Annotated in this window: 16 protein-coding genes; 7 read left to right on the forward strand and 9 right to left on the reverse strand. The window is 57.6% G+C overall.

The window, feature by feature from the left end; all coding sequences use genetic code 11:
- The first annotated feature begins 58 nt into the window (after nucleotides 1-58).
- The 4 genes from VIM98_RS19625 to VIM98_RS19640 all read left to right on the forward strand — a co-directional run bounded on the left by VIM98_RS19625 (nucleotide 59) and on the right by VIM98_RS19640 (nucleotide 5235).
- Complete coding sequence (locus VIM98_RS19625) at nucleotides 59-1015, forward strand: glycosyltransferase family 4 protein (protein ID WP_331994789.1); 957 nt, start codon at nucleotides 59-61, stop codon at nucleotides 1013-1015.
- Nucleotides 1012-2049 (forward strand): glycosyltransferase family 4 protein, encoded by a 1038-nt coding sequence (locus VIM98_RS19630; RefSeq protein ID WP_331994790.1) that lies wholly within the window; start codon nucleotides 1012-1014, stop codon nucleotides 2047-2049. Before VIM98_RS19625 ends, VIM98_RS19630 begins: the two co-directional genes overlap by 4 nt.
- Nucleotides 2046-3359 (forward strand): glycosyltransferase family 4 protein, encoded by a 1314-nt coding sequence (locus VIM98_RS19635; RefSeq protein ID WP_331994791.1) that lies wholly within the window; start codon nucleotides 2046-2048, stop codon nucleotides 3357-3359. Before VIM98_RS19630 ends, VIM98_RS19635 begins: the two co-directional genes overlap by 4 nt.
- Nucleotides 3360-3477: 118 nt before the next feature.
- Nucleotides 3478-5235 (forward strand): hypothetical protein, encoded by a 1758-nt coding sequence (locus VIM98_RS19640; RefSeq protein WP_331994792.1) that lies wholly within the window; start codon nucleotides 3478-3480, stop codon nucleotides 5233-5235.
- 18 nt (nucleotides 5236-5253) lie between these two features.
- On the opposite strand, the gene VIM98_RS19645 is transcribed toward VIM98_RS19640, so the two are convergent.
- The 8 genes from VIM98_RS19645 to VIM98_RS19680 all read right to left on the reverse strand — a co-directional run bounded on the left by VIM98_RS19645 (nucleotide 5254) and on the right by VIM98_RS19680 (nucleotide 13966).
- Nucleotides 5254-6252 carry a glycosyltransferase family 2 protein gene (locus VIM98_RS19645; protein WP_331994793.1) on the reverse strand — a complete coding sequence of 333 codons (999 nt, stop codon included), beginning with the start codon at nucleotides 6250-6252 and terminating at the stop codon, nucleotides 5254-5256.
- Complete coding sequence (locus tag VIM98_RS19650) at nucleotides 6249-6758, reverse strand: GtrA family protein (protein ID WP_331994794.1); 510 nt, start codon at nucleotides 6756-6758, stop codon at nucleotides 6249-6251. Before VIM98_RS19650 ends, VIM98_RS19645 begins: the two co-directional genes overlap by 4 nt.
- Nucleotides 6759-6891: 133 nt before the next feature.
- The gene (locus tag VIM98_RS19655; protein WP_331994795.1) at nucleotides 6892-8295 is read right to left on the reverse strand and encodes a mannose-1-phosphate guanylyltransferase/mannose-6-phosphate isomerase; all 1404 of its coding nucleotides are present in this window, start codon (nucleotides 8293-8295) and stop codon (nucleotides 6892-6894) included.
- Between the two features lie 9 nt (nucleotides 8296-8304).
- Nucleotides 8305-9669: a phosphomannomutase gene (locus VIM98_RS19660; protein WP_331994796.1), complete on the reverse strand. Its 1365-nt coding sequence runs from the start codon at nucleotides 9667-9669 to the stop codon at nucleotides 8305-8307.
- 14 nt (nucleotides 9670-9683) lie between these two features.
- Entirely contained in the window at nucleotides 9684-10625 is a 942-nt protein-coding gene (locus VIM98_RS19665) for an electron transfer flavoprotein subunit alpha/FixB family protein (RefSeq protein ID WP_331994797.1), read from the reverse strand.
- Between the two features lie 23 nt (nucleotides 10626-10648).
- Nucleotides 10649-11395 (reverse strand): electron transfer flavoprotein subunit beta/FixA family protein, encoded by a 747-nt coding sequence (locus VIM98_RS19670; protein ID WP_331994798.1) that lies wholly within the window; start codon nucleotides 11393-11395, stop codon nucleotides 10649-10651.
- Nucleotides 11396-11495: 100 nt separating this feature from the next.
- Entirely contained in the window at nucleotides 11496-12770 is a 1275-nt protein-coding gene (locus tag VIM98_RS19675; RefSeq protein ID WP_331994799.1) for a glycosyltransferase, read from the reverse strand.
- A 116-nt stretch (nucleotides 12771-12886) separates the two neighbouring features.
- Nucleotides 12887-13966, reverse strand: a complete 1080-nt coding sequence (locus tag VIM98_RS19680; RefSeq protein WP_331994800.1) for a glycosyltransferase family 2 protein — start codon at nucleotides 13964-13966, stop codon at nucleotides 12887-12889.
- Between the two features lie 207 nt (nucleotides 13967-14173).
- Here VIM98_RS19680 and VIM98_RS19685 point away from each other — a divergent pair, with 207 nt between their 5' ends.
- Genes VIM98_RS19685 through VIM98_RS19695 form a run of 3 tightly spaced genes read left to right on the forward strand, consistent with a single transcriptional unit; the run spans nucleotide 14174 to nucleotide 18129 of the window.
- Nucleotides 14174-14854: a class I SAM-dependent methyltransferase gene (locus tag VIM98_RS19685; protein WP_331994801.1), complete on the forward strand. Its 681-nt coding sequence runs from the start codon at nucleotides 14174-14176 to the stop codon at nucleotides 14852-14854.
- Nucleotides 14838-15788 (forward strand): lysylphosphatidylglycerol synthase domain-containing protein, encoded by a 951-nt coding sequence (locus VIM98_RS19690; RefSeq protein ID WP_331994802.1) that lies wholly within the window; start codon nucleotides 14838-14840, stop codon nucleotides 15786-15788. Before VIM98_RS19685 ends, VIM98_RS19690 begins: the two co-directional genes overlap by 17 nt.
- Before the next feature lie 40 nt (nucleotides 15789-15828).
- Nucleotides 15829-18129 (forward strand): hypothetical protein, encoded by a 2301-nt coding sequence (locus VIM98_RS19695; protein ID WP_331994803.1) that lies wholly within the window; start codon nucleotides 15829-15831, stop codon nucleotides 18127-18129.
- 33 nt (nucleotides 18130-18162) lie between these two features.
- Here VIM98_RS19695 and VIM98_RS19700 read toward each other — a convergent pair whose 3' ends face one another.
- Nucleotides 18163-19761, reverse strand: a complete 1599-nt coding sequence (locus VIM98_RS19700; protein WP_331994804.1) for an electron transfer flavoprotein-ubiquinone oxidoreductase — start codon at nucleotides 19759-19761, stop codon at nucleotides 18163-18165.
- Nucleotides 19762-19792: the final 31 nt, after the last annotated feature.

Here is a 19792-nt window from a genome sequence, read left to right on the forward strand (position 1 = left end):
GACCTTTGTCCCGTTCATCTATGGCGGGGCTCGCAATATTGTCGAATGGCTCCAGGTCATGCTCGAGCGCCAAGGACACACCGTCGAGCGGGTCTACTTGCCGGAAGTGGACGCGCCCGATTTGCTGTTCCAGCAGATGGCGGCGCTGCGCTGGATTGATCTATCTGCGGCAGATCGGGTGATCTGTTTCAGGCCCCAGGCACATCTTATTCGTCACCCGCACAAGATTCTCTGGTTTATCCATCACATCCGATCCTTCTATGATCTGTGGGATACCCCCTATCGGGGGTTCCCGGATAACGCCAAGTATCGCGGCGTTCGCGATGCGCTTCGCGCAGCCGACAATGCGGCGCTGGCGGAGGCGAAGCAGGTGTTTACCAATTCGCGTGTCGTGAGCGAGCGTCTGAAGAAATACAACGGCGTAGATAGTGAAATTCTCTATCCTCCCGTATTCGATTCAGAGCGCTTTGAATGTCGTTCCTTTAATGACGAGGTGGTTTATATCTGTCGCATGGAGCACCATAAGCGGCAGCATCTGCTCATCGAAGCCATGAGCCACGTCAAGACCGCAGTACGAATTCGTTTATGTGGACGTAGTGGCGATGTCTCATATGCCGATCACCTGCGCGCACTGATTCAGAAGCATCGCCTCGATGACAAGGTCACAATCGAGGATCGCTGGATAAGCGAGGAGGAGAAGGTGGAGCTGCTTGCAGATTGCCTCGCCGCAGCCTATTTGCCATTGGACGAAGATTCCTATGGTTACCCTAGTCTTGAAGCCAGCCACGCCAGTAAGCCCATTTTAACAACGCTCGACTCCGGTGGCGTCATGGAGTTGGTGAGCGATGGAGATAACGGGTATGTGGCTGACCCGGATCCCCGTAGCGTCGCGGATGCGTTGGACAAGTTCTACATGCAACGCGATGAGACCCGGCGTATGGGGGTAAGGGCTGCCGCGCGTCTGGATGAACTGAAGATCTCGTGGACGCACGTCCTTGAAAGGTTGCTGGCATGAAGGTGTTGATCGTCAATAACATGGCGCCCTTTGTCTGGGGTGGCGCCGAAGAGTTGGCGGCTAACCTGGAGCGCAACCTCATTTTGGCTGGGCATCAGGCGGAAATCTTGCGCGTTCCCTTTCAATGGGAGCCAGCAGAAGCCATCCCGACGCAGATGTTGATGATGCGCGCATTCGAGCTGTGGAATGTGGACCGTGTCATTGCACTCAAGTTTCCCGCCTATTTGATCCGGCACCCGCACAAAACTCTCTGGCTGGTGCATCAGTATCGTCAGGCATACGATCTGTTTGACGCTGGGCAGACGAACTTGCCACCCGGAGAGCAGGGTGAGGCGTTGCGCTCGATGATTCGCGAAGCGGACCAGCAGGCATTTGCCGAGATGCGCTCGATCTACACCATTTCCGACGTGACCAAAGCGCGCCTCGCCCGCTACAACGGCCGCGAAGCAAATGTTCTGGTGCCACCCGTCAACGATCCCGAACGGTTCATTGGTGGGGAGTCGCAAGGCTATGTGCTGGCGGCAGGGCGAGTCAATGCTATGAAGCGGCAACACCTGCTAGTCGAGGCTATGAGGTATACGTCGCCAAAGACCAAGTTGCTGGTCGCCGGTCCGCCCGATTCAGCCGCCGACGCGGACGCTTTGCAGCGGTTGGTGGATCAACATGATCTCGGCGATCGAGTGAAGCTTGATTTGAGGTTTCTATCGAGAGACGAATATGCCGCTTACGTCAATGGCGCACAAGCGGTTGCCTATGTGCCATATGATGAAGATGCGCTCGCCTACGTTACAATGGAAGCATCGCAAGCGGGCAAAGCCTTGATAAGTGCTTGCGATAGTGGCGGTGTCTTAGGTCTGGCCCGGCACGGGGAAACTGGATGGGTTGCCATGCCTCATCCAGAGGCGTTGGCGGGTGTACTTGATCAAGCTTTTGCTGATTCAAGGCGCACACAGGCGTATGGAGACGGTGCGAGAGAGCGTTTGCACGCTATGGACATCAATTGGCCGTCGACCGTCGGGATGCTATTGCAATGAATATCGTAATTTTCGCGCCGGGACTCAAAGCGTCGGCTATCGGTCGCATGACTGGCTTGCTTGTCAGGGAACTTTCCGCACAAGGGCACACCGTTGTTCTGATCCGTTCAGAGGAAAAGGTGTTGCTATCGGCAGTGCCGCAATCCTTCAGTGTTGAAGTTATCGATTGGTTGCAAACAAGCGCTGTCGACGCTGCTTGTGCGCAGGCAGACGCGATCGTTCACCAGATTGGTGATAACTATCATTATCACTACGGTAGCCTTGAATGGCTTTCTAAGTATCCGTCTGTTGTTTGTCTACATGATTTTTATCTAGGCAACTTGTTTTTCCAGTGGGCTCAGACGCATATGGCGGAAGCTGAGCAGGCGTTGTTGCATTGGTACGGTGCCGGATCGAATAAGAAGTTCTTTGAGTATTCCCACCGACAAGATTTCATCGAGCTGACTTGCGCCGCCATGCCTATGACTGAGTGGTTGTGCGCCATGGCATCAGCAGTGATCACGCACAGTAGCTGGGGCATCAAGCGTGTGCTTGATTCATGTGCTGGGCCGGTGCGCGCGGTACCGCTTGCTTATGAAGTGCCGGCATGGGATGGGGAGAGCGCTGTCAGCAATGCGGAAGCTCATGCTGATGGTGAGCCTTTCAATATCCTCACCATTGGTAACGTGAATGCCAATAAACGTGCGGCGAGTGTCATCCGCGCATTGGCTCAGAGTGAAAAATTACGTAGATCCGCTGTTTTTCGTCTGGTTGGGCAATGCGATACGTTGAAGGCGCTCGAACTATCTGCATTGGCGAGGAACCTGGGTGTCAACCTTGTGATTTCGGGTCCTGTGGACGACGATGTGCTAGCGGTGATCGTCCGGGGTGCCGATGTCGTTAGTTGTTTGCGATGGCCTAGTCTGGAAGCTGCATCTGCGTCGGCAATCGAAGCCATGCTTCATTGCAAGCCGGTCGTAGTTACCAATGTTGGCTTTTACCGGGAGATCCCGTCGGACCACGTGGTCCATATCGACCCCGATAACGAAATAGATTCTTTATGTAAAGCGCTGGAATGGCTTCATGCTGAACCTGAAGCGCGCTTAGCGCTCGGCCGAAGGGCTCAAGCTTGGGCAAGTCAACAATTTACCGCTGCGGGATATTGTCGAGCTTTGCTTGGGGTGGTAGACGATATGCACATGGCAGCGCCGATATTGCATTCTATGCGCTTTTTTGCGCAGGCGCTGTCTGACTGGAAAACTGATACTCGTTGGCTCGGCACATCGTTGGCGTTGGATCCGATACGGTCGCTATTAGGTACAACTGCATAAAATTTGGCGTATCCAATAAAACTGAATATCAATATGCTAGTGACCGCTCCACAAAAGTAATTACTAGGCCTATGAGCTACGCCGTAATGCTTGCTGCTTTGATAGGGAGCATAGAATCATGGATCCCGCGCTCCCCATTGGGGGATATCAAGTATGGTCAGGGTGCTCAAGCGTGAATAACGCGGATACAGCCGAAAATCGTGTCATACGCGATATGCCACTGCCGCTTGTCTTGGCATTAGGGCTGGTTGCGCTAGCTGCAATCGTATTGTTCGCTAGAAATCTATTTGTGGACAATGCTGTCGTGTTCCACGACGAATATGTCTATAAGCTGTGGTCCGACCCGAATTTTCTTCCTTCGGATATTATCGACCGGCACTTGGCGCAGCTGATGCCGAACAGGCTGTATTTCTTTGTTTATTCGTTAGCCGCTGGGGCCGGGCAAAACTTCTACGCCCTGGCACAATGGTTCAATGTCGCCTTCTGGGCTGCAGGGATCGCGGCGCTCATTCCGATTGCGGTGCGGCTCGACATAGCGCCGGGCCGCATCGTGCTCCTCGTCGGCGCAGCGGTGCTGCTGCCCATGAGCATGTATACGAAGTATTTCATGCCAGAGGCCATGTACTTCGCCCTGTTTATGCTGGCGACATGGCTGGTACTCGGATTGAGATCGGGCAGGGCCCGGGAGCGATTGGCGGCAGCGGGGTTCGTGATCGGCTCGATGTACTACGTCAAGCCGCACGCTATCTTTCTGTTCGGTGTGGTACTGGCTTTTTTGTTGTGCTCGAAGGTCAAGCTGCGTCTGGTCGCTGCGCTGTTGCTTGGTGTTGCTGCCGGCTTCTTGGTCTGTAAGCTTTCATTTCCACCCCAGGTCGATTTGCCATCTGCTTCCATGGGGGTTTACGCGGAGAAGATACACGAGTGGGCGCAGCACATACTTAATTACGACAGTGGTGCAAAGGGCCTCGCCAAGGATGTCATGCATGTCGCAGCCGGGCATCTTGCTCTGTTTTTTGCGATGTTCAGCCTCCCCCTCGTCGTCCTCTGCGGAACGCTCAGAACACGCCTGGGATTTGTCCAGGCGTCTCAACATGACGTGCAGGCACTGGATTTCGCACGCTATCTGCTGATCGCGACCACAGTATTGATCGGCGTGGCGGTGGTTTTTACGGTGTCGGCGGGGGAGATCGGCAGGCTGCATAGTCGATACTACTTCTTCCTCGCGCCGCTTTGGCTTCTCGCCATGCTGATGGCAGAGAGGGCGAAACTGGCTCGGCCAGGCAAGATCGCTGTTGCGCTGTTGAGTACTATTGCGATCGCTTACTTGGTGATCTTTGGCCGACGGTATTCAGTGACGCTTCCTATTTCCGTGGTGAGCGATGGTCCGGAATGGGCGTTTCTGTTCGTGTCCCGCACGGTTGCGGGCGGCACGCTTGTGCTGCTGTGGCTGGGTATGCTTTGGTCGCTTCGCACGCGTGCGGACTGTCGCGTATGGATATTCGCGATCATGGTGTCCTCGATTGCGAGTGCCTGTTACGTGACGGTGCAGCAGAAAGGGGTTTTCCGTAACGACCTTTCCGAGGGGAGCGAGGCGAGCGCGATAGAGAAGGTGCTCGGCCGCGAAGCCATGGAACACGCACTGGTCGTCGGTAGAGATCGGCTCGAAGTCAGCATGTTTCTCTTCCCGCTGCGTTCTGCACCTTATATGGCCTATGCGCCCCATGGGGCGCATATCGATCCCCTCATCCAGGATAAGGCCAATCTGCGATGGGTCATCCTTCTGTGGAAAGACTATCCGGCGCCAGCTGGTTCGCAATGCATTTTTGTCGGTGAGCGCGTTCGCGCATGCTCGTTGTCGCAGGCACGAACACTCTAGGATGGCTTGACTCTTCGGCTAAGGCGCGTGCTTGCGATTACGCGGATGCCGGGTAAGATGCAGCGCTTGCTTCGGTACTCGCGAGAAGTCGAAGTTAAGGAACGCCAGGAGTAGCTGCAGACCACAGAGGATGGACAACGCCGAAATCATGACGGTACCGGTGGGCGTGGCGATGTGGAGCGCATAAGAATGCATCCAGTGCACCGCACCGAAGGCGATGCCAAAGGTGAGAATGATTAAGCCGGCAAGCAATTCCAATGATGCAATCGACATATCGCGCAGAAAATAGCTGTAAAAAATTCGCTTGCAGAAATTTCTCAGATGCTTGCCCAGGAATTCACCCAGGATCTTCGATATTTTGAGATTGCTGACCTCGTCGCCGTATTGTGCATCCATGGGAACATCCATGACCTTCGCTCGTAGCGTTCCAAGGCGAAACAGCATGTCTGTCTCGAAGAAGTAGCGCTTGCTGATACTCTTCATCGGCAGCCGCAATGCGGCTTCTCGGTGGATCGCGGTGTAACCGTTGGCTGGATCGAATAGATCCCAATAGCCCGTCGAGAGCTTCGTCATGAACGAAAGGGCGGCATTTCCAAAGATGCGGACTTTTGGCATGCGACCGATGTTCTCGAGATCGTAAAACCGATTGCCCTTGGTGTAGTCGGCATAGCCGAGCGCGATGGGCGTGACGAAGTCGTCCAGCAGCGCGGGATCCATCTGGCCGTCGCCATCGATCTTCACGAAGATGTCGAGGCCAGCATCAAGGGCTGCTTTGTAGCCGGCCATGACTGCACCGCCGACGCCTCGATTCTCATCGAGAAACAAGACTTCCACGCGGGGATCGTTACACTTCTCGGCAACCAGTTTTCCGCTTTGGTCTGGGCAAGCGTCGTCGATCACGTAAATGCGCTCGACTTCCGCGCCGATTTTCGCGATGACATCCAGGACAAAGGGGCGGACTTTGTAGGCCGGGATGATGGCCGCGATGCGTGGATAGTTCGAGGCGGTGTCGGTCATTTGATTTGCACGTCCTTGTCATATCGACTGGGTCGATATATCCAGTACTTCGAAACCAGAAAGCTGAGCGCGGCGAGCAGGGCATCGGCCACCGGTTTCACCGCCCATGCCCAATGCAGGCCGTGACCGTGGTCGACCCAGAGGACGATCATGGTGCTCAGCGCCGTCGTCATGCACCAGGTTAGCGAATAGCGGACAAAGCTCTGCCAGCGAAGCGTCTCATGGCTGCAGTTCTTTTGGGCGAATGTCCAGCGGCCGTTGAGCCAGAATCCAAGTCCCGCAGCGGTAATGCGGCCAGTGACGTTACCCGCGGCGGGACCGACCCCGAAATGGGTAAGTACAACGAAGATCATCCAGTCGATGCAGATCTGGATGAGACCGACAATGCCAAATGCCAGGACTTCACGCCCCAGTGGAACCCAGCGCAGAAGCCAGGATGGCAGCAGCCAACGAGGAACGGTGGCGGGGGCAGGGGCGTTGGCTAGGGGGCCATCTGGGGTGTGCATGAGGTCTTGCCTGGCTGGCGCCAACGGGAGGCTGCTGTCGGAGTAAAGCCGGCGGCCATTTTAACGCCCACCGGCTACAACTAAGCTACTTCCCTTGTGAGTTGAAAGGACGCCCCACATCGGGCCTGTTGAATCAGCTTGTCCTGCCGTAGACGTCTTCGAACCGGACGATATCGTCTTCTCCCAGATAGCTTCCCGACTGCACTTCGATCAGTTCCAGAGGGAGGCGTCCCGGGTTTTCGAGGCGATGCTTTACGCCAAGCGGGATATACGTGCTTTGATTCTCGGTCAGCAGTATGACCTCGTCGCCTCGCGTCACCTTGGCTGTGCCGCTGACAACGATCCAATGCTCCGCACGGTGATGATGCATCTGTAAGCTCAAGGTGGCGCCGGGTTTCACCGTGATGCGCTTCACCTGGAAACGATTGCCATTGTCGATGGAGTCATAGGCACCCCACGGGCGGTATACCTTGCGATGCCAGGTAACTTGAGACCGCCCATCTTGCTTGAGCTTCGATACGATGGTTTTTACTTCCTGCACGCGATTCTTATCGCTTACCAGGATGGCATCGTCGGTCTCGACGACAACGACATCTTCCAGGCCGATCATGGCAATCAGGCGTTGGCCGTGCGCGTACGTATTACGGCAATCGATGGCCATGACATCGCCATGATGCGAGTTGCCATGATCGTCGTGCTTCTGGGCCTCCCACAAAGCCGACCATGAGCCCACATCGCTCCATTGGGCATCCAGCGGGACGACTGCCGCTGCATCCGTTTTTTCCATGACAGCGTAGTCAATGGAGTCGGAAGGGCACTCGGCAAAAAGCGCGGAGTCCAGCCTTACGAAGTCGTCGTCGCGCTTGGCCTGTTCCCAGGAATGGCGGCAGGCGTTGAGCATGGGTGCCTGGAATGTCTCCAGCGCCGCAAGGTAACTCGACGCTTTGAACAGGAACATGCCGCTATTCCAGTAATACTCTCCGGACGACACATATGTTCGTGCGGTCTCCAGATCGGGTTTTTCCACAAAGCGTTCGACAGCACGGACACCTGTGCCGGATACCGCCTTGATATAGCCATAGCCGGTTTCCGGACTGTTCGGCACGATGCCGAATGTGACCAGTTTGCCTTCCGATGCCACCGGCAGCGCCGCACGGACAGCTGCATGAAATGCAGCTTCGTTTTGCACGACATGATCGGACGGAAGCACCAGCAGAAGTGCATCTTCGCCTTGGCGCATGGCTTCCAGCGCGGCGATGGCGATCGCCGGCGCGGTGTTTCGGCCGATAGGTTCGAGAATGATCGCCTGCGGCTTTGCGCCAACTTCAAGCAATTGCTCGGCTACCATGAAGCGGTGTTCTTGATTGGCGACAATGATGGGCTGGCCGGTAGCGATCGGTGCGATACGCTGCCACGTGGCCTGAAGCATGGTCGATTCCCCCACGAGTGGGAGAAACTGCTTTGGATAAGCCTCGCGCGATACCGGCCACAGTCTCGTGCCTGAGCCCCCGGAAAGAATGATGGGAAGAATATTCATCGTATGTCCTCAGGCGTGGCCAGACGGGCCGATCAGATCGGCGATTTCTCGAGTGCGATCGTGCATTAGTGCCTCATCCCCGCGGGATTCGACATTCAGGCGTAGTAGTGGCTCCGTATTGGAGCTTCGAAGGTTGAAGCGCCACATGCCAAAGTCCGCGCTCACACCGTCGGTTCGATCCAAGGTCGGCGACGCGGAGGCGAAGTGCGACAGCACGCGATCCACTACTTTCGATGCGTCTTCGTCGATCTTGAAGTTGATCTCGCCGCTGCAGGGAAACGCGCGCTTGCGGTCTTCGACCAGTTCCGCCAGCGACATGCCGCTGGCCGATACCAGTTCGGCAATCAACAGCCAGGGAATCATCCCGGAGTCGCAATAGGCAAATTCGCGGAAGTAGTGATGCGCACTCATTTCGCCGCCGTAGATCGCGTTTTCAGCGCGCATGCGTTCCTTGATGAACGCATGTCCGGTCTTGCTCTGGATAGGAATGCCGTTGGCCTGGACCACCATTTCGATGGTGTTCCAGGTCAAACGGGGGTCGTGAATGATTTTCCCGCCCGGATGCCTGGCGAGTGCTGCTTTGGCGAGCAGACCTACCAGATAGTAGCCTTCGATAAAGCGGCCATCGGCGTCAAAAAAGAAGCAGCGGTCGAAGTCGCCGTCCCATGCAATGCCCATGTCGGCGCCGTGTTCGCGGACCTTGTCCGCCGTCGCGCTTCGATTTTCAGGCAGCAATGGATTGGGAATGCCGTTCGGGAAGCTACCGTCGGGTCCGTGATGGACACGGATGAATTCGAAGGGAAGGTGCGGGGCCAGCTGGTCCACGATTAAGCCCGCGCCACCGTTACCGGCATTGACCACGATCTTCAACGGTTTGAGTGCGTCGCGCTTGATGTGGCTGAGCAAGTGACTTGTGTAGTCGTTCTTGCCCGGTGCACTGCGAATGCTGCCGCGCGCCTGCACTGGCGCAAAAGCGTTGCGCTGCGCCTGGTCACGAATGGTGAACAAGCCGCTATCCCCGCTGATCGGGCGCGCGCCCTCGCGGACGAACTTGAGCCCGTTATAGTCCATGGGGTTGTGGCTTGCGGTCACCATGATGCCGCCAGCGGCACTCAGGTTCGGCGTCTGGAAATAGACCTCTTCCGTGCCGCATAAGCCGATGTCGATCACATCGCGGCCGGCATCCAGCAGGCCTTCGGCCAGTGCCGCCTGAAGCACGGGGCTGCTCAGGCGAACGTCGCGTCCGAGCACGACGGGACCTTCGCCCAGTATCTCGGCGGTGGCTCTGCCGATTCTGCGGGCCAGGTCCTCATTCAGTTCGTCCGGAACGCGACCCCGGACATCGTAAGCCTTGAAGCAGCGCAGCTCATGCATGGTTGCCACCATATTCAGAGTGCCTGCTCCAGCTCCGGAAGCAGCTTGAAGAGATCTCCCACCAAGCCGATATCCGCAATTTCAAAGATCGGTGCTTCGCCATCCTTGTTGATGGCCACGATGGTGCCCGCGTCTTTGATACCTGTCAGGTGTTGGATCGCGCCCGAGATGCCGACTGCGACATAGAGTTCAGGGGCAATGATTTTCCCGGTCTGGCCGACCTGTAGTTCATTGGGCACATAACCCGCATCGACAGCCGCTCGGGATGCGCCGACGGCAGCGCCAATCTTGTCTGCGAATTTGTAGATGATGTCGAAGTTTTCCTTGGAGCCTACACCACGGCCACCGGAGACGACCCGCGAGGCGCTCTGCAGATCCGGACGATCGCTTTTGCCCTGCTTGAGTTCGACAAAGCGTGTGTGAGTCGGCAGCGCGACGTCTACTTGGATAGATTCAACCGTTGCTGAGCCCGACGACATGGAAGCGGCTGGCCACGATGCAGTGCGGATCGTGGCAACAACGATCTGTTCTGCGGGAACCTCGACATCCACGATGGCGTTGCCCGCATACATCGGGCGGGTAAACGCGTGCGGTCCAGCGACCGTGATGACGTCACTGACCTGGCCTACGCCCAACAGTGCTGCCACACGCGGCAAGAGATCCTTGCCAAAGGTCGTCGAGGGGGCAAAAACGTGGCTATAGGACGCCGCGACCTTGGCAATCTGCGGCGCAAGCATCGCTGCCAGAGCGTGCGCGTTTTCTGAGCGTTCGACGGTCAGTACGCGATTGACGCCGTCGATCTTGGCGGCGTCAACGGCAAGGGTCTCGACTCGGTCAGCCAGGATCAGCACGTCGATCGCCTCCGGCGCGACTGCCTTGGCCGCGCTGACGGCGCGAGCTGTCGAGCTGTTCAGTTTCCCGTCGAGGTGCTCGGCGATAACAAGGATTTTGCTCATTGAATAGTCTCCTTCTGGCTGCTTTACAGCAGGCCCTTGTGCTTAAGGGCCGCGACTAGCTCGGCGGCATCCTTGACCATGACGCCCTTGCTGCGCTTGGCCGGGGCGGTAAAGCGCGTTGCATGGATCTTGTGCCCCAGATCGATGCCCAGCGAGGCCAACTCCATGACATCGATGGGCTTTGTCTTGGCCTTCATAATGTCCGGCAACTTGATGAAGCGGGGTTCGTTCAAGCGAAGGTCGGTCGTTATCACCGCAGGCAGCTCTGCCTCGATGGTTTCCAGGCCAGCGTCGACCTCGCGCGTCACCACGGCCTTGCCGTCGGCAATATCCACCTTGCTGGCGAAGGTCGCCTGCGGACGGTCCCAGAGTGCAGCCAGCATCTGGCCGGTCTGATTGGCATCGTCATCAATGGCCTGTTTGCCGAGAATGACCAGGCCGGGCTGTTCTTTCTCGATGAGCTTAAGGAACGCGCGCGCGGCGGCTAGTGGCTGGATGGCATCGGCGGTCTGCACATGAATGGCGCGATTGGCGCCCATAGCCAAGCCGTTGCGCAGGTGTGCGGTAAGGTCGGCGGGGCCGATGCTGACAATCACTACTTCTTCGGCAATCCCCTTTTCGCGTAGGCGAAGCGCTTCTTCCAGGGCAATATCGTCGAAAGGGTTGGCCGAGAGCTTGACACCGTCGGTAACGACGCCGGTCGCATCCGGTTTGACCTGGATACGGACGTTATAGTCCACAACGCGCTTATAGCCGACCAGAATTTTCATGTGCGAGTCCTTGATGTAGCAGGGAATTTAGGCCTGCCCGGGCAAATTGGCCTAAGATTATAGCGTGGCGCTTGGCCCGCGTTGATGGAGGCTGTTCAGGCTAGGGGCGGCGTGTGTTTTGAAACGCCGCCCGCAATGCTTGCCGGGCGAGATTCGATGAGAAATGCGCTCGGATGTTTTCCGGGCCCGCATCGGACAGGCGTAGCCATAGCGCTTCGTCGCGATAGGCTCTGAGGACCGCGGCGGCAAAATCCTCAGGAGTATCGGCCAGCAAGCCATCGACGTCCTGGGTGATATGCATGCCTTCAGCGGCAATCGTGGTCAGGACGACCGGCAAGCCGTGGCTCATGGCTTGATTGACTTTGCCCTTGACGCCGGCACCGAAGCGCAATGGCGCGACCGATAGCCGGCTAGCCTCGATGAGCGGAAGCAGATCCGCGACACGACCATGCACGATGACGCCATCGCGGGCCATGCATTGCCTGGAGAGATCGTCGATGTCGCCGACGATGTGCAGCTTGATGTCCGGTTCCGCTTGTTGGATGCGGGGAAGGATGTCAGCCACGAACCATTGCATGGCATCGGCATTGGGGGGGTGCCCGAAACCCCCGACGAAGAGCAAGTCACGGCGCTCGGTGAATTCCCGGGTTCGTCTTGAAGGTTCATGGATATTGCTCAGCAACACGATATGTGCCTGAGGAATATCCTTGGAGAGAATGGTCTGCTCTTCCGAGCTCACGACAAAAGTCACATCGGCTTCGCCGATAACGTCGGTTTCCAGTTGTTGTGAGCGTTGTGCCTGACGAAGCATGCGCGAACTGCCGCTGACGACAGCGGCGCGACGCTCGCGAACATAGTGCAAATCGACGGTATCGAAAGCGACCGTGGCCTGCGGGGCATATTTTCGAACGATCGCCAGGTGTTGTCGTGCGACATGTAACCGGCACAACATCACTGCATCCAGTCCGGCGCCTTTATCGATGAGCCAGCGCCGTAAGTCGCCGCCATGGGTTCTGACCCCCAGCATGGCCAGTCGAGCCATGTCGTCCGTGCTTGCGATACCGTCGTCGGCAAAAAAATCGACGTGCCAGCCTTCGGCGCGCAAAGCGTCGAAAATATGCAGCAGGCGCACCGAGCCGGAATCGCGCGTCGGATCGGGAGCCATGGCATCCACGATCAAGATGCGCCGTGTTGTCGGGGAGATCGAGGGCTCGTCCTTAAGGATGGGCTCAGATGCCAGCCTGGCTCCGCGTGCCCGGACGCGTTCCTGTTTGATTCGCTGCAATGTGCCAGCCCAGCCGCGAGCCGCCAGGCTGCCGTTCAGCCGGCGGAAGAAAAAGCCTATACGCTGGAGTCTCCAACTAAGATCGGACATGAAGGTGTTCGGGTAGGGGGCTGGCGCGCTTCGTGCCTGGGCCAGGGAGGAGCCATTGTAGCGACTACGCCGGTTTCTGAGCGGAAACCCTAGAGCTCTCTCCCCATCACGCAAGCTCAGACCTCTTTGGAACCCGGCTGTATGGCCGGTTCGGGGCAGGGCGGTGTCGGGGCATGGGGATGATGATGAGCATGCCCGGTCAGCTGTGGGGCGATGCTCGGCCGCCGCAGGCTTATGTCGGGCATGCGTTGTTCCAGTCGTTTGACGCGATACAACACACGTTCCAGCAACTTTCGATTCACTGCTACCAAATCGGCGAGGATGCCCAGGACGGCAAGCAGGGAGGCAAGCAGCAGGCAGGTGGAGGCAAGCACCAGGGACTGCACATGTCCGCTGCCGTCGCCATGCACGTAAAAATAGATAAAACGCGCAATAGCGATCAGGCCGATAGATCCAAGAGCAAAGGCGATCCAAAGGAACAGCGTCAAGGGGCGATAGGTGACGAATACCCGCAGAATCGTTCCTAACGAACGCCTGACATAGCTGTAGATGCTTTTGACTAGTCGCGACGGTCGCAGATCCGGATTTGTCCTCACGGGTACCGATTTGACGGCCAGGTTGCTCAAGCCCGCTTGGATAATGGTTTCGAGGGTATAGGTGTATTCGTTGAATACATTCAGGCGCATCGCGGCCTCCCTCGACATGGCACGGAACCCGCTGGGAGCGTCCGACACGTCTGTATGGCTGGCCATACGGACTGCCCAGCTGCCAAGTCGCTGCAGTTTCTTTTTGATGAACGAAAAGTGCTCCGTATCATCGATGGGGCGAGCACCAATGACGATATCCGCTTCCCTGTCGAGAATGGGCTGCGTCAATGCCGGGATGTCGTCGGCGTTATATTGGTTGTCCGCGTCGGTGTTGACGATGACATCGGCACCACGATGCAGACTCGCATCCAGTCCGGTCATAAAGGCCGCCGCTAAACCTCGGTTTACCGGATGACGGACGACATGATGGACGCCAAGAGCAGCCGCAATTTCGGCGGTGCCGTCACGGGATCCGTCATCGATAATCAACCATTCGACAATGTCGAATCCGGGCACGCTACGCGGCAGGGCCGCAAGGGTCACTCCCAGTGTTTCCGCTTCGTTGAAGCAAGGGATCTGGATGATCAGTTTGCGCAGAGGAGGACCCATGGTTGACGGCTTCCGGCGAAGACATTGCTGATTGGACTACGGACAACTGGGCCATGGGTGGCAACCGTTGTGCGCCGCACAATGGCTTTGTTACAAGCTGTCGAGTACCTTACATAGAGCGAGAGTCACACTAAATCCCGCCAGGATCAAGGCTGCGTCTGGAGCTGGCTGCGCAGGGGGGGCGCAGAAAATTGCGGGCACAGGTGCGTGCGTTCGTACACCTATTGGGTTCGAAGCGCGTTTTATTTAAGCAAGACTGAGTGGCGCAAGGGCGACCGGATGCAGCCAGCCGGCAACTATTACGATAAATATCACACACGAAATCCGATCGCTCGGGCATTGATGAGGGGATTCCTGGGCGCTTTCGAACACCTTGCTCAAAAGGCCGGGCCTGTTGGCAGGGCTTTGGAAATCGGTTGCGGAGAAGGCGAACTGTCAATGCGCCTTTCGCAAGCGGGTTGGCAGATCAGAGGTTGCGACATCGCGCCTGAAGCCGTTGCAGAGGCGAGGCGGCGCGCCATGCGAGCCGGCTTGGATATTCCCTTTGCCGTAAAGGATATCTTCGATGATCCGACGAGCCTTGAACCTGCGAATTTGGTGGTTTGCTGCGAGGTCCTGGAGCATTTGGACGATCCGGATGCAGCCGTTCGCATCCTGTCTCAGCTTAGCCAGCAATATGTTCTGGTCAGTGTGCCGCGCGAACCTTTATGGCGGGCGCTGAATCTTGCGCGTGGGCGATATATCCGTGATATGGGCAATACGCCTGGGCACGTACAGCATTGGTCGGCACCCGCGTTTCTTGCCATGCTCGATCGTCACCTGGATGTGGTGGAGACGAGATTTCCGTTGCCCTGGACCATGGTGCTTTGCCGTGTCCGTCGCGCTTAAGGCATGGCTACGCCCGCTCGGCTCGATACTGGCCGTCGTCGGTTGTGCCTGGGTCGTCTGGCAATTCGCACATCAAGAAGCGTGGTCGCGGTTAGCGAGCTCGGCACATTGGGGGGCGCTTATCCGGGGTGCTGCTGTTGCCGTACCTGTCTATTTGCTTGGCCTGTGTCTTGTCGCCACTGCATGGTGTCTATTGCAAAACGCTTTGCTTGAATCCTCGGCAACGTACGGGCGGCTATTTCCCGTTTACGCGACGACTCAATTTGCCAAGTACACGCCTGGCAACGTCGCCCACTATGTCGGTCGCCATGTGCTGCTTCGCCGCATAGGGCTGGGGCACGTGGCGTTGCTGTTCGGAACGCTTGCCGAAGCGTCGATGCTGGTCGTTGCGGCAATGGCTTGGGCGTGGCCAGCCTTGCCTCAGTGGCGAGCCTATCTCACGTGGAGTCCCTCCATAGCTGGCTGTCTGCTGATTGCCTGGCTGCTGATTTATCTCGGGACGGTTTTATTGAGCGGATTGCGTGCACGTAGTCGATGGCTTCAGATGTGGACACCTCCACTAAGACCGATGGCAATAGCTCGCGTCTTTCCGCTGTATTGCGCGTTTTTCTGTTGTATGGCACTGGCTATGGAGGTCCCGGCGCACGCTTTGGTGGAGGGCGGTGTGCCGTTGCCGCTTCTTGCCATGGCTGCGGCTGCCAGTTGGGTCGCAGGATTTTTGGTCGTCGGCGCGCCCGCAGGCCTCGGAGTACGTGAAGCGGTATTTCTCCTGCTGCTTCGCGGACAGCTTGCGCAGGAAGACATACTGGTATTGGCCGCAACATTCCGGGTAATCAGTTTTGCTGGCGACGTCGGTCTTCTGCTCATCGGCGTTGTTGCAACCAGAATGAATTTCTCAGGTGCCGCTCGTGGGGACGTCGGTACTGATCGTTAAGCCGTTGGGGGGAAGCGTGTCTGTAAATCATGAAGTGTCGTTGAGCCGCGCCGATGGCCGTTCCAGGCTTGCCATTGCGACGTACGTGATGTGCTGGCTTGCCGGGTTCACCTTATCTGCGCTGATTTATGCAGCCATCCCGTTCTACTCGTCCGCAAGCCTCGGACAGATGATGTGGACTTCCGGCTTTGCCCAATCGTTCGTCAATGGTGGTTGGCCCTCCATATATGCGCACGATTTCGGAATGCCGGCCCGGTCGCCGATGGCCTTTGGACTGGCCGGTGGTTTCCTCGAGTCACTGATCCTGCTCTTGTTGCCGGTCGCAGCAGTCGATGCTTACAGCATCATGGCTCTCCTGTATCTTGCACTCGCTTTCTGGGGGGCGACGAAGCTGGCGGGTCAGTTAGGCGTCAACGGAGTACTGAGGATTGCTGCCGCCGTCGTATGGGTCTGTCTGCCCATGGTGTGGGTGCATAGCGGATACTCAATGCTGTCGCTCGGATTCGCGTTGCTCCCAACGTATCTATACGCGGCAATCGCACTGATTGAAGTAGCGGCAAGCCACTCGGAGCGCCTTCCTTGGCGAAGAATGAGCATTTTCTTTGGCGTCGCCTTGCTGGCCGCTTTCATGGATGGCTATACATTCGTGCTGTTTTTCGTTGCGGCAAGCTTGTATGGGATCTTCAGGTTCATATCCCACGCCCCCTCTCGCCGCTATCTGTTTCGTGTGGTCGCGCCGACCATGGCGATGGGATTTGGAGTGGCTGCGCTCCTCTACATGAAGTACGAAGGAGTGAGGCATTTCGAACCGTCGCCGATCGACTTCTTTCGTGCGTTTGGGGCCGATCTGAAAATGCTGGTCGTCCCGGACCAGGACATCATCTGGTTATGGGGCCATCTGGGTCTCAGCACGAATTACGATCCAGATACCTTGTTCGGCGATCCATCGGTTTGGAACACGACGTATTGTCTACCGCTGATCCTGACCGCTATTTGCGGCTTGTGGTTTGGGCGGCGCCAGCCAAAGGCAAAATATCTAGTTGCCATCGCATTGTTCGGAATCTATTTCGCTCTTGGCCCATCGCTGAAAGTGAACTCGGTGAAACCGAAGGGCGAGATTGCCGGCCTGATGGATGCAAGTTATGCGAGCGGATCGACGGGCAGCGCCTGGATATCCAAGCATGTGACGGCTTTCGACAACATGCGAGCATCCTATCGGTGGCTCGCACTTGGCATGCTGGGGCTGTGGGGACTGACTATCGTTTTACTGGCTTCGCAACAGGAGCGTCGGCCGGTACTGGCTTATGCCATAGCATCATTGGTTTTTCTGACTGTATGTATGCCCAACATCCCCATCAGGGTGGCGTCAGGTGTCCTGTGTCGGGATGAGTTTTTCGCGCTGAAGCGCGATCTGTCCGATCCGATGGGCGAGTCGCTGAAGGGCTATCGCAAGGTTGCCTTCCTGCCGCGTGGCAACGACTTTCTCGCCAATTATCTTGGTGCGTTCAACAAATTCGATACGTTGAACGTGGGGGGCGACAAGAACGTAGCGATTGCCATCCGCCGTTGGAGCACAACGTTCCTGGCGCTTACGCCGGATGCCTCTGCACTCGATTTCGTCGATGACACGCGATCTCTATTGGCGCGAGGTGAGGTCGATGCTGCGGTGTTTCCGTTTATCGACATGCTGCGCAATGCGGACACGTGGCCGCCGGATCCGAGTGCGATTTCGGCCCAACGTGAGCAGATGTCCGTGGTATTGCGGTGCCTGCGCGAAGACAAAGACTTCATGTTTGTCGATGGCCCGCTCTACGGTGTCTTGACGTTGAGTGCCCAGGGGCGACAGGCGATCGAGCAACAGGGTGTCGCCCATTGGGAGCAAGCAAAAGCCATGTGCCCAAGCTTGCCTCCATTCGAATGGCCCGAGCTTTCGTCAACTCGTTTCGGCCATGAAGTAGGCCATTTTGACATCTCGTCGAAAGAGTTCAGGACAGATCATCGGGCCGGCTTCCTTTTCTTCGGGCCGTACCAGGTCCTTGCTCCCGGGGATTATTATCTCGAGATAAAAGGAAAGTTGATCGGAGACAAGGGCAAGGTCGACATCGATGTTGTGGCCAACGGGGTTGCCACAACGCTTGCAAAGGCGACGAGAGACGATATTTCGCCAAAAACCGACCCGCTGATACGCGTTCCTTTCCACGTACAACGGGGCATGCGCCGCATCGAGACGCGGATTTGGGTCGCAGAAGATGCGGAACTCTCGATTTCATCACTACAGGTCAAGCTGGCGACGGATGCTGACCACCAGGCCGGCTCTTCCGAGCCAGATGCGTTGAAGTGAGAGGAGCGAGGCATCCCGCCGGAGCGGGTACCTTTACAAATTCTGGTAATTCGGTCCCGACCCACCTTCCGGCGTCACCCAGTCGATGATCTGGTAGGGGTCTTTGATGTCACACGTCTTGCAGTGCACGCAGTTGGCCGCGTTGATCTGCAGGCGCTTGCCCGCCTCGTCCTGGACGATCTCGTAAACATTGGCGGGGCAGAAACGCTGGCAGGGGTTGCCGTACTCGGTGGTGCAGCGATCGATACAGATGGTGGTATCGGCCACGCGCAAGTGGATGGGCTGGTCCTCATCGTGCTCGGTGGCGGCAAAATACACACCGGCCAAGCGATCGCGCGGGGCAAGATCGCGCTGCGCGTAATCGCGCTTTGGCTCTTCTTGCTGGCCGAGCTTGTGCAGGGCATTCCAATCGGCCTTGTTCTTCAATGTCCAGGGCGATGCGCCGCCGGTAACGGTTTCCCAGGCCGCATTGAGCATGCCCCACCAAAGGCCTTTCTTGAAGCCGGGCTTGATGTTGCGGACTTTCTTGAGTTCGACCATGACCTCCGAGCCGCGCAGCTTGGCGTTCCAGCCTGCGCTACTCAACGAATCGGCGACATGCTCGGCAGCGAGCATGCCCGAGCGGATGGCCTGGTGCGTACCCTTGATCTTGGGCACGTTGAGCAGGCCGGCGGTATCGCCGATAAGTAGTGCTCCTGGCATTTCCACGTTCGGCAGGGATTGATAGCCGCCGGTGACAATGGCGCGTGCGCCGGCCGAAAGGATCGTGCCGCCCTCAAGCAAGGATTTGACGGTCGGATGGTTCTTCCATTGCTGGAAGGCCTCCCACGGCTGATAGTCGGGATCGCTATAATCCAGGCCGCTGACATAACCCAGAGCGATGCGGTCTTTGTCCAGGTGATAGAGGAAGCTGCCGGCGTAGGTATGGTTGTCTGCCGGCCAGCCGAAGCTATGCACGATCTTTCCCGGCTGCACGCGTCCTGCCGGCACCTGCCATAGCTCCTTGATGCCGATGGAATAGCCCTGCGGGTCGCTTTCCTTGTCGAGCTGGAAGCGCTTGATCAATTGCTTGGTCAGGTGCCCGCGGGCGCCCTCGGCTAGTACCGTCAGCTTGGCCTTGATGTCGATGCCCTGGGTGTACCCGCTCTTGTGCGTACCGTCTTTGGCTACGCCCATGTCGCCGATGCGTACTCCGGCAACCGAACCGTCGTCGTTGTAGATGTTCTCGGCAGCAGCAAAGCCCGGGAAAATATCCACGCCCAGCGCTTCGGCTTGCGGGGCCAGCCAGGCGCACATCGCGCCCAGCGAAACAATGAAGTTACCTTGGTTGTGCATGCCCGGCGGAATCGGCAGCTTGCGCGCGCCGGTCTTGCTGAGCAGCCAGAATTCGTCCTCCTTGGCCGGAATGCAGACCGGCGGGGGGGTATCGCGCCAGCCGGGAAGCAGGGCATCGAGCGGTTGGGGCTCGATGACCGCGCCGGAGAGGATCTGCGCACCGATGGTGGAGGCCTTTTCGATCACGCACACGGTGATCTCCGGCTTGATCTGCTTCAGGCGGATCGCGAAGGCCAGGCCGGAAGGGCCTGCGCCGACGACAATCACGTCGTATTCCATCGTTTCGCGTTCGCTCATGGCGGACTCCAATCGTGCTGGCACGGCTCAC

The sequence above is a fragment of the Dyella sp. genome, from assembly GCF_036568765.1.
In the GTDB taxonomy this organism is placed as follows: Bacteria; Pseudomonadota; Gammaproteobacteria; order Xanthomonadales; family Rhodanobacteraceae; genus GSA-30.

Coding starts and splice junctions, on each gene's coding strand:
- VIM98_RS19625 (WP_331994789.1), top strand. CDS start 59: ATGCTCGAGCGCCAAGGACACACCGTCGAGCGGGTCTACTTGCCGGAA.
- VIM98_RS19630 (WP_331994790.1), top strand. CDS start 1,012: ATGAAGGTGTTGATCGTCAATAACATGGCGCCCTTTGTCTGGGGTGGC.
- VIM98_RS19635 (WP_331994791.1), top strand. CDS start 2,046: ATGAATATCGTAATTTTCGCGCCGGGACTCAAAGCGTCGGCTATCGGT.
- VIM98_RS19640 (WP_331994792.1), top strand. CDS start 3,478: ATGGATCCCGCGCTCCCCATTGGGGGATATCAAGTATGGTCAGGGTGC.
- VIM98_RS19645 (WP_331994793.1), bottom strand. CDS start 6,252: ATGACCGACACCGCCTCGAACTATCCACGCATCGCGGCCATCATCCCG.
- VIM98_RS19650 (WP_331994794.1), bottom strand. CDS start 6,758: ATGCACACCCCAGATGGCCCCCTAGCCAACGCCCCTGCCCCCGCCACC.
- VIM98_RS19655 (WP_331994795.1), bottom strand. CDS start 8,295: ATGAATATTCTTCCCATCATTCTTTCCGGGGGCTCAGGCACGAGACTG.
- VIM98_RS19660 (WP_331994796.1), bottom strand. CDS start 9,669: ATGCATGAGCTGCGCTGCTTCAAGGCTTACGATGTCCGGGGTCGCGTT.
- VIM98_RS19665 (WP_331994797.1), bottom strand. CDS start 10,625: ATGAGCAAAATCCTTGTTATCGCCGAGCACCTCGACGGGAAACTGAAC.
- VIM98_RS19670 (WP_331994798.1), bottom strand. CDS start 11,395: ATGAAAATTCTGGTCGGCTATAAGCGCGTTGTGGACTATAACGTCCGT.
- VIM98_RS19675 (WP_331994799.1), bottom strand. CDS start 12,770: ATGTCCGATCTTAGTTGGAGACTCCAGCGTATAGGCTTTTTCTTCCGC.
- VIM98_RS19680 (WP_331994800.1), bottom strand. CDS start 13,966: ATGGGTCCTCCTCTGCGCAAACTGATCATCCAGATCCCTTGCTTCAAC.
- VIM98_RS19700 (WP_331994804.1), bottom strand. CDS start 19,761: ATGAGCGAACGCGAAACGATGGAATACGACGTGATTGTCGTCGGCGCA.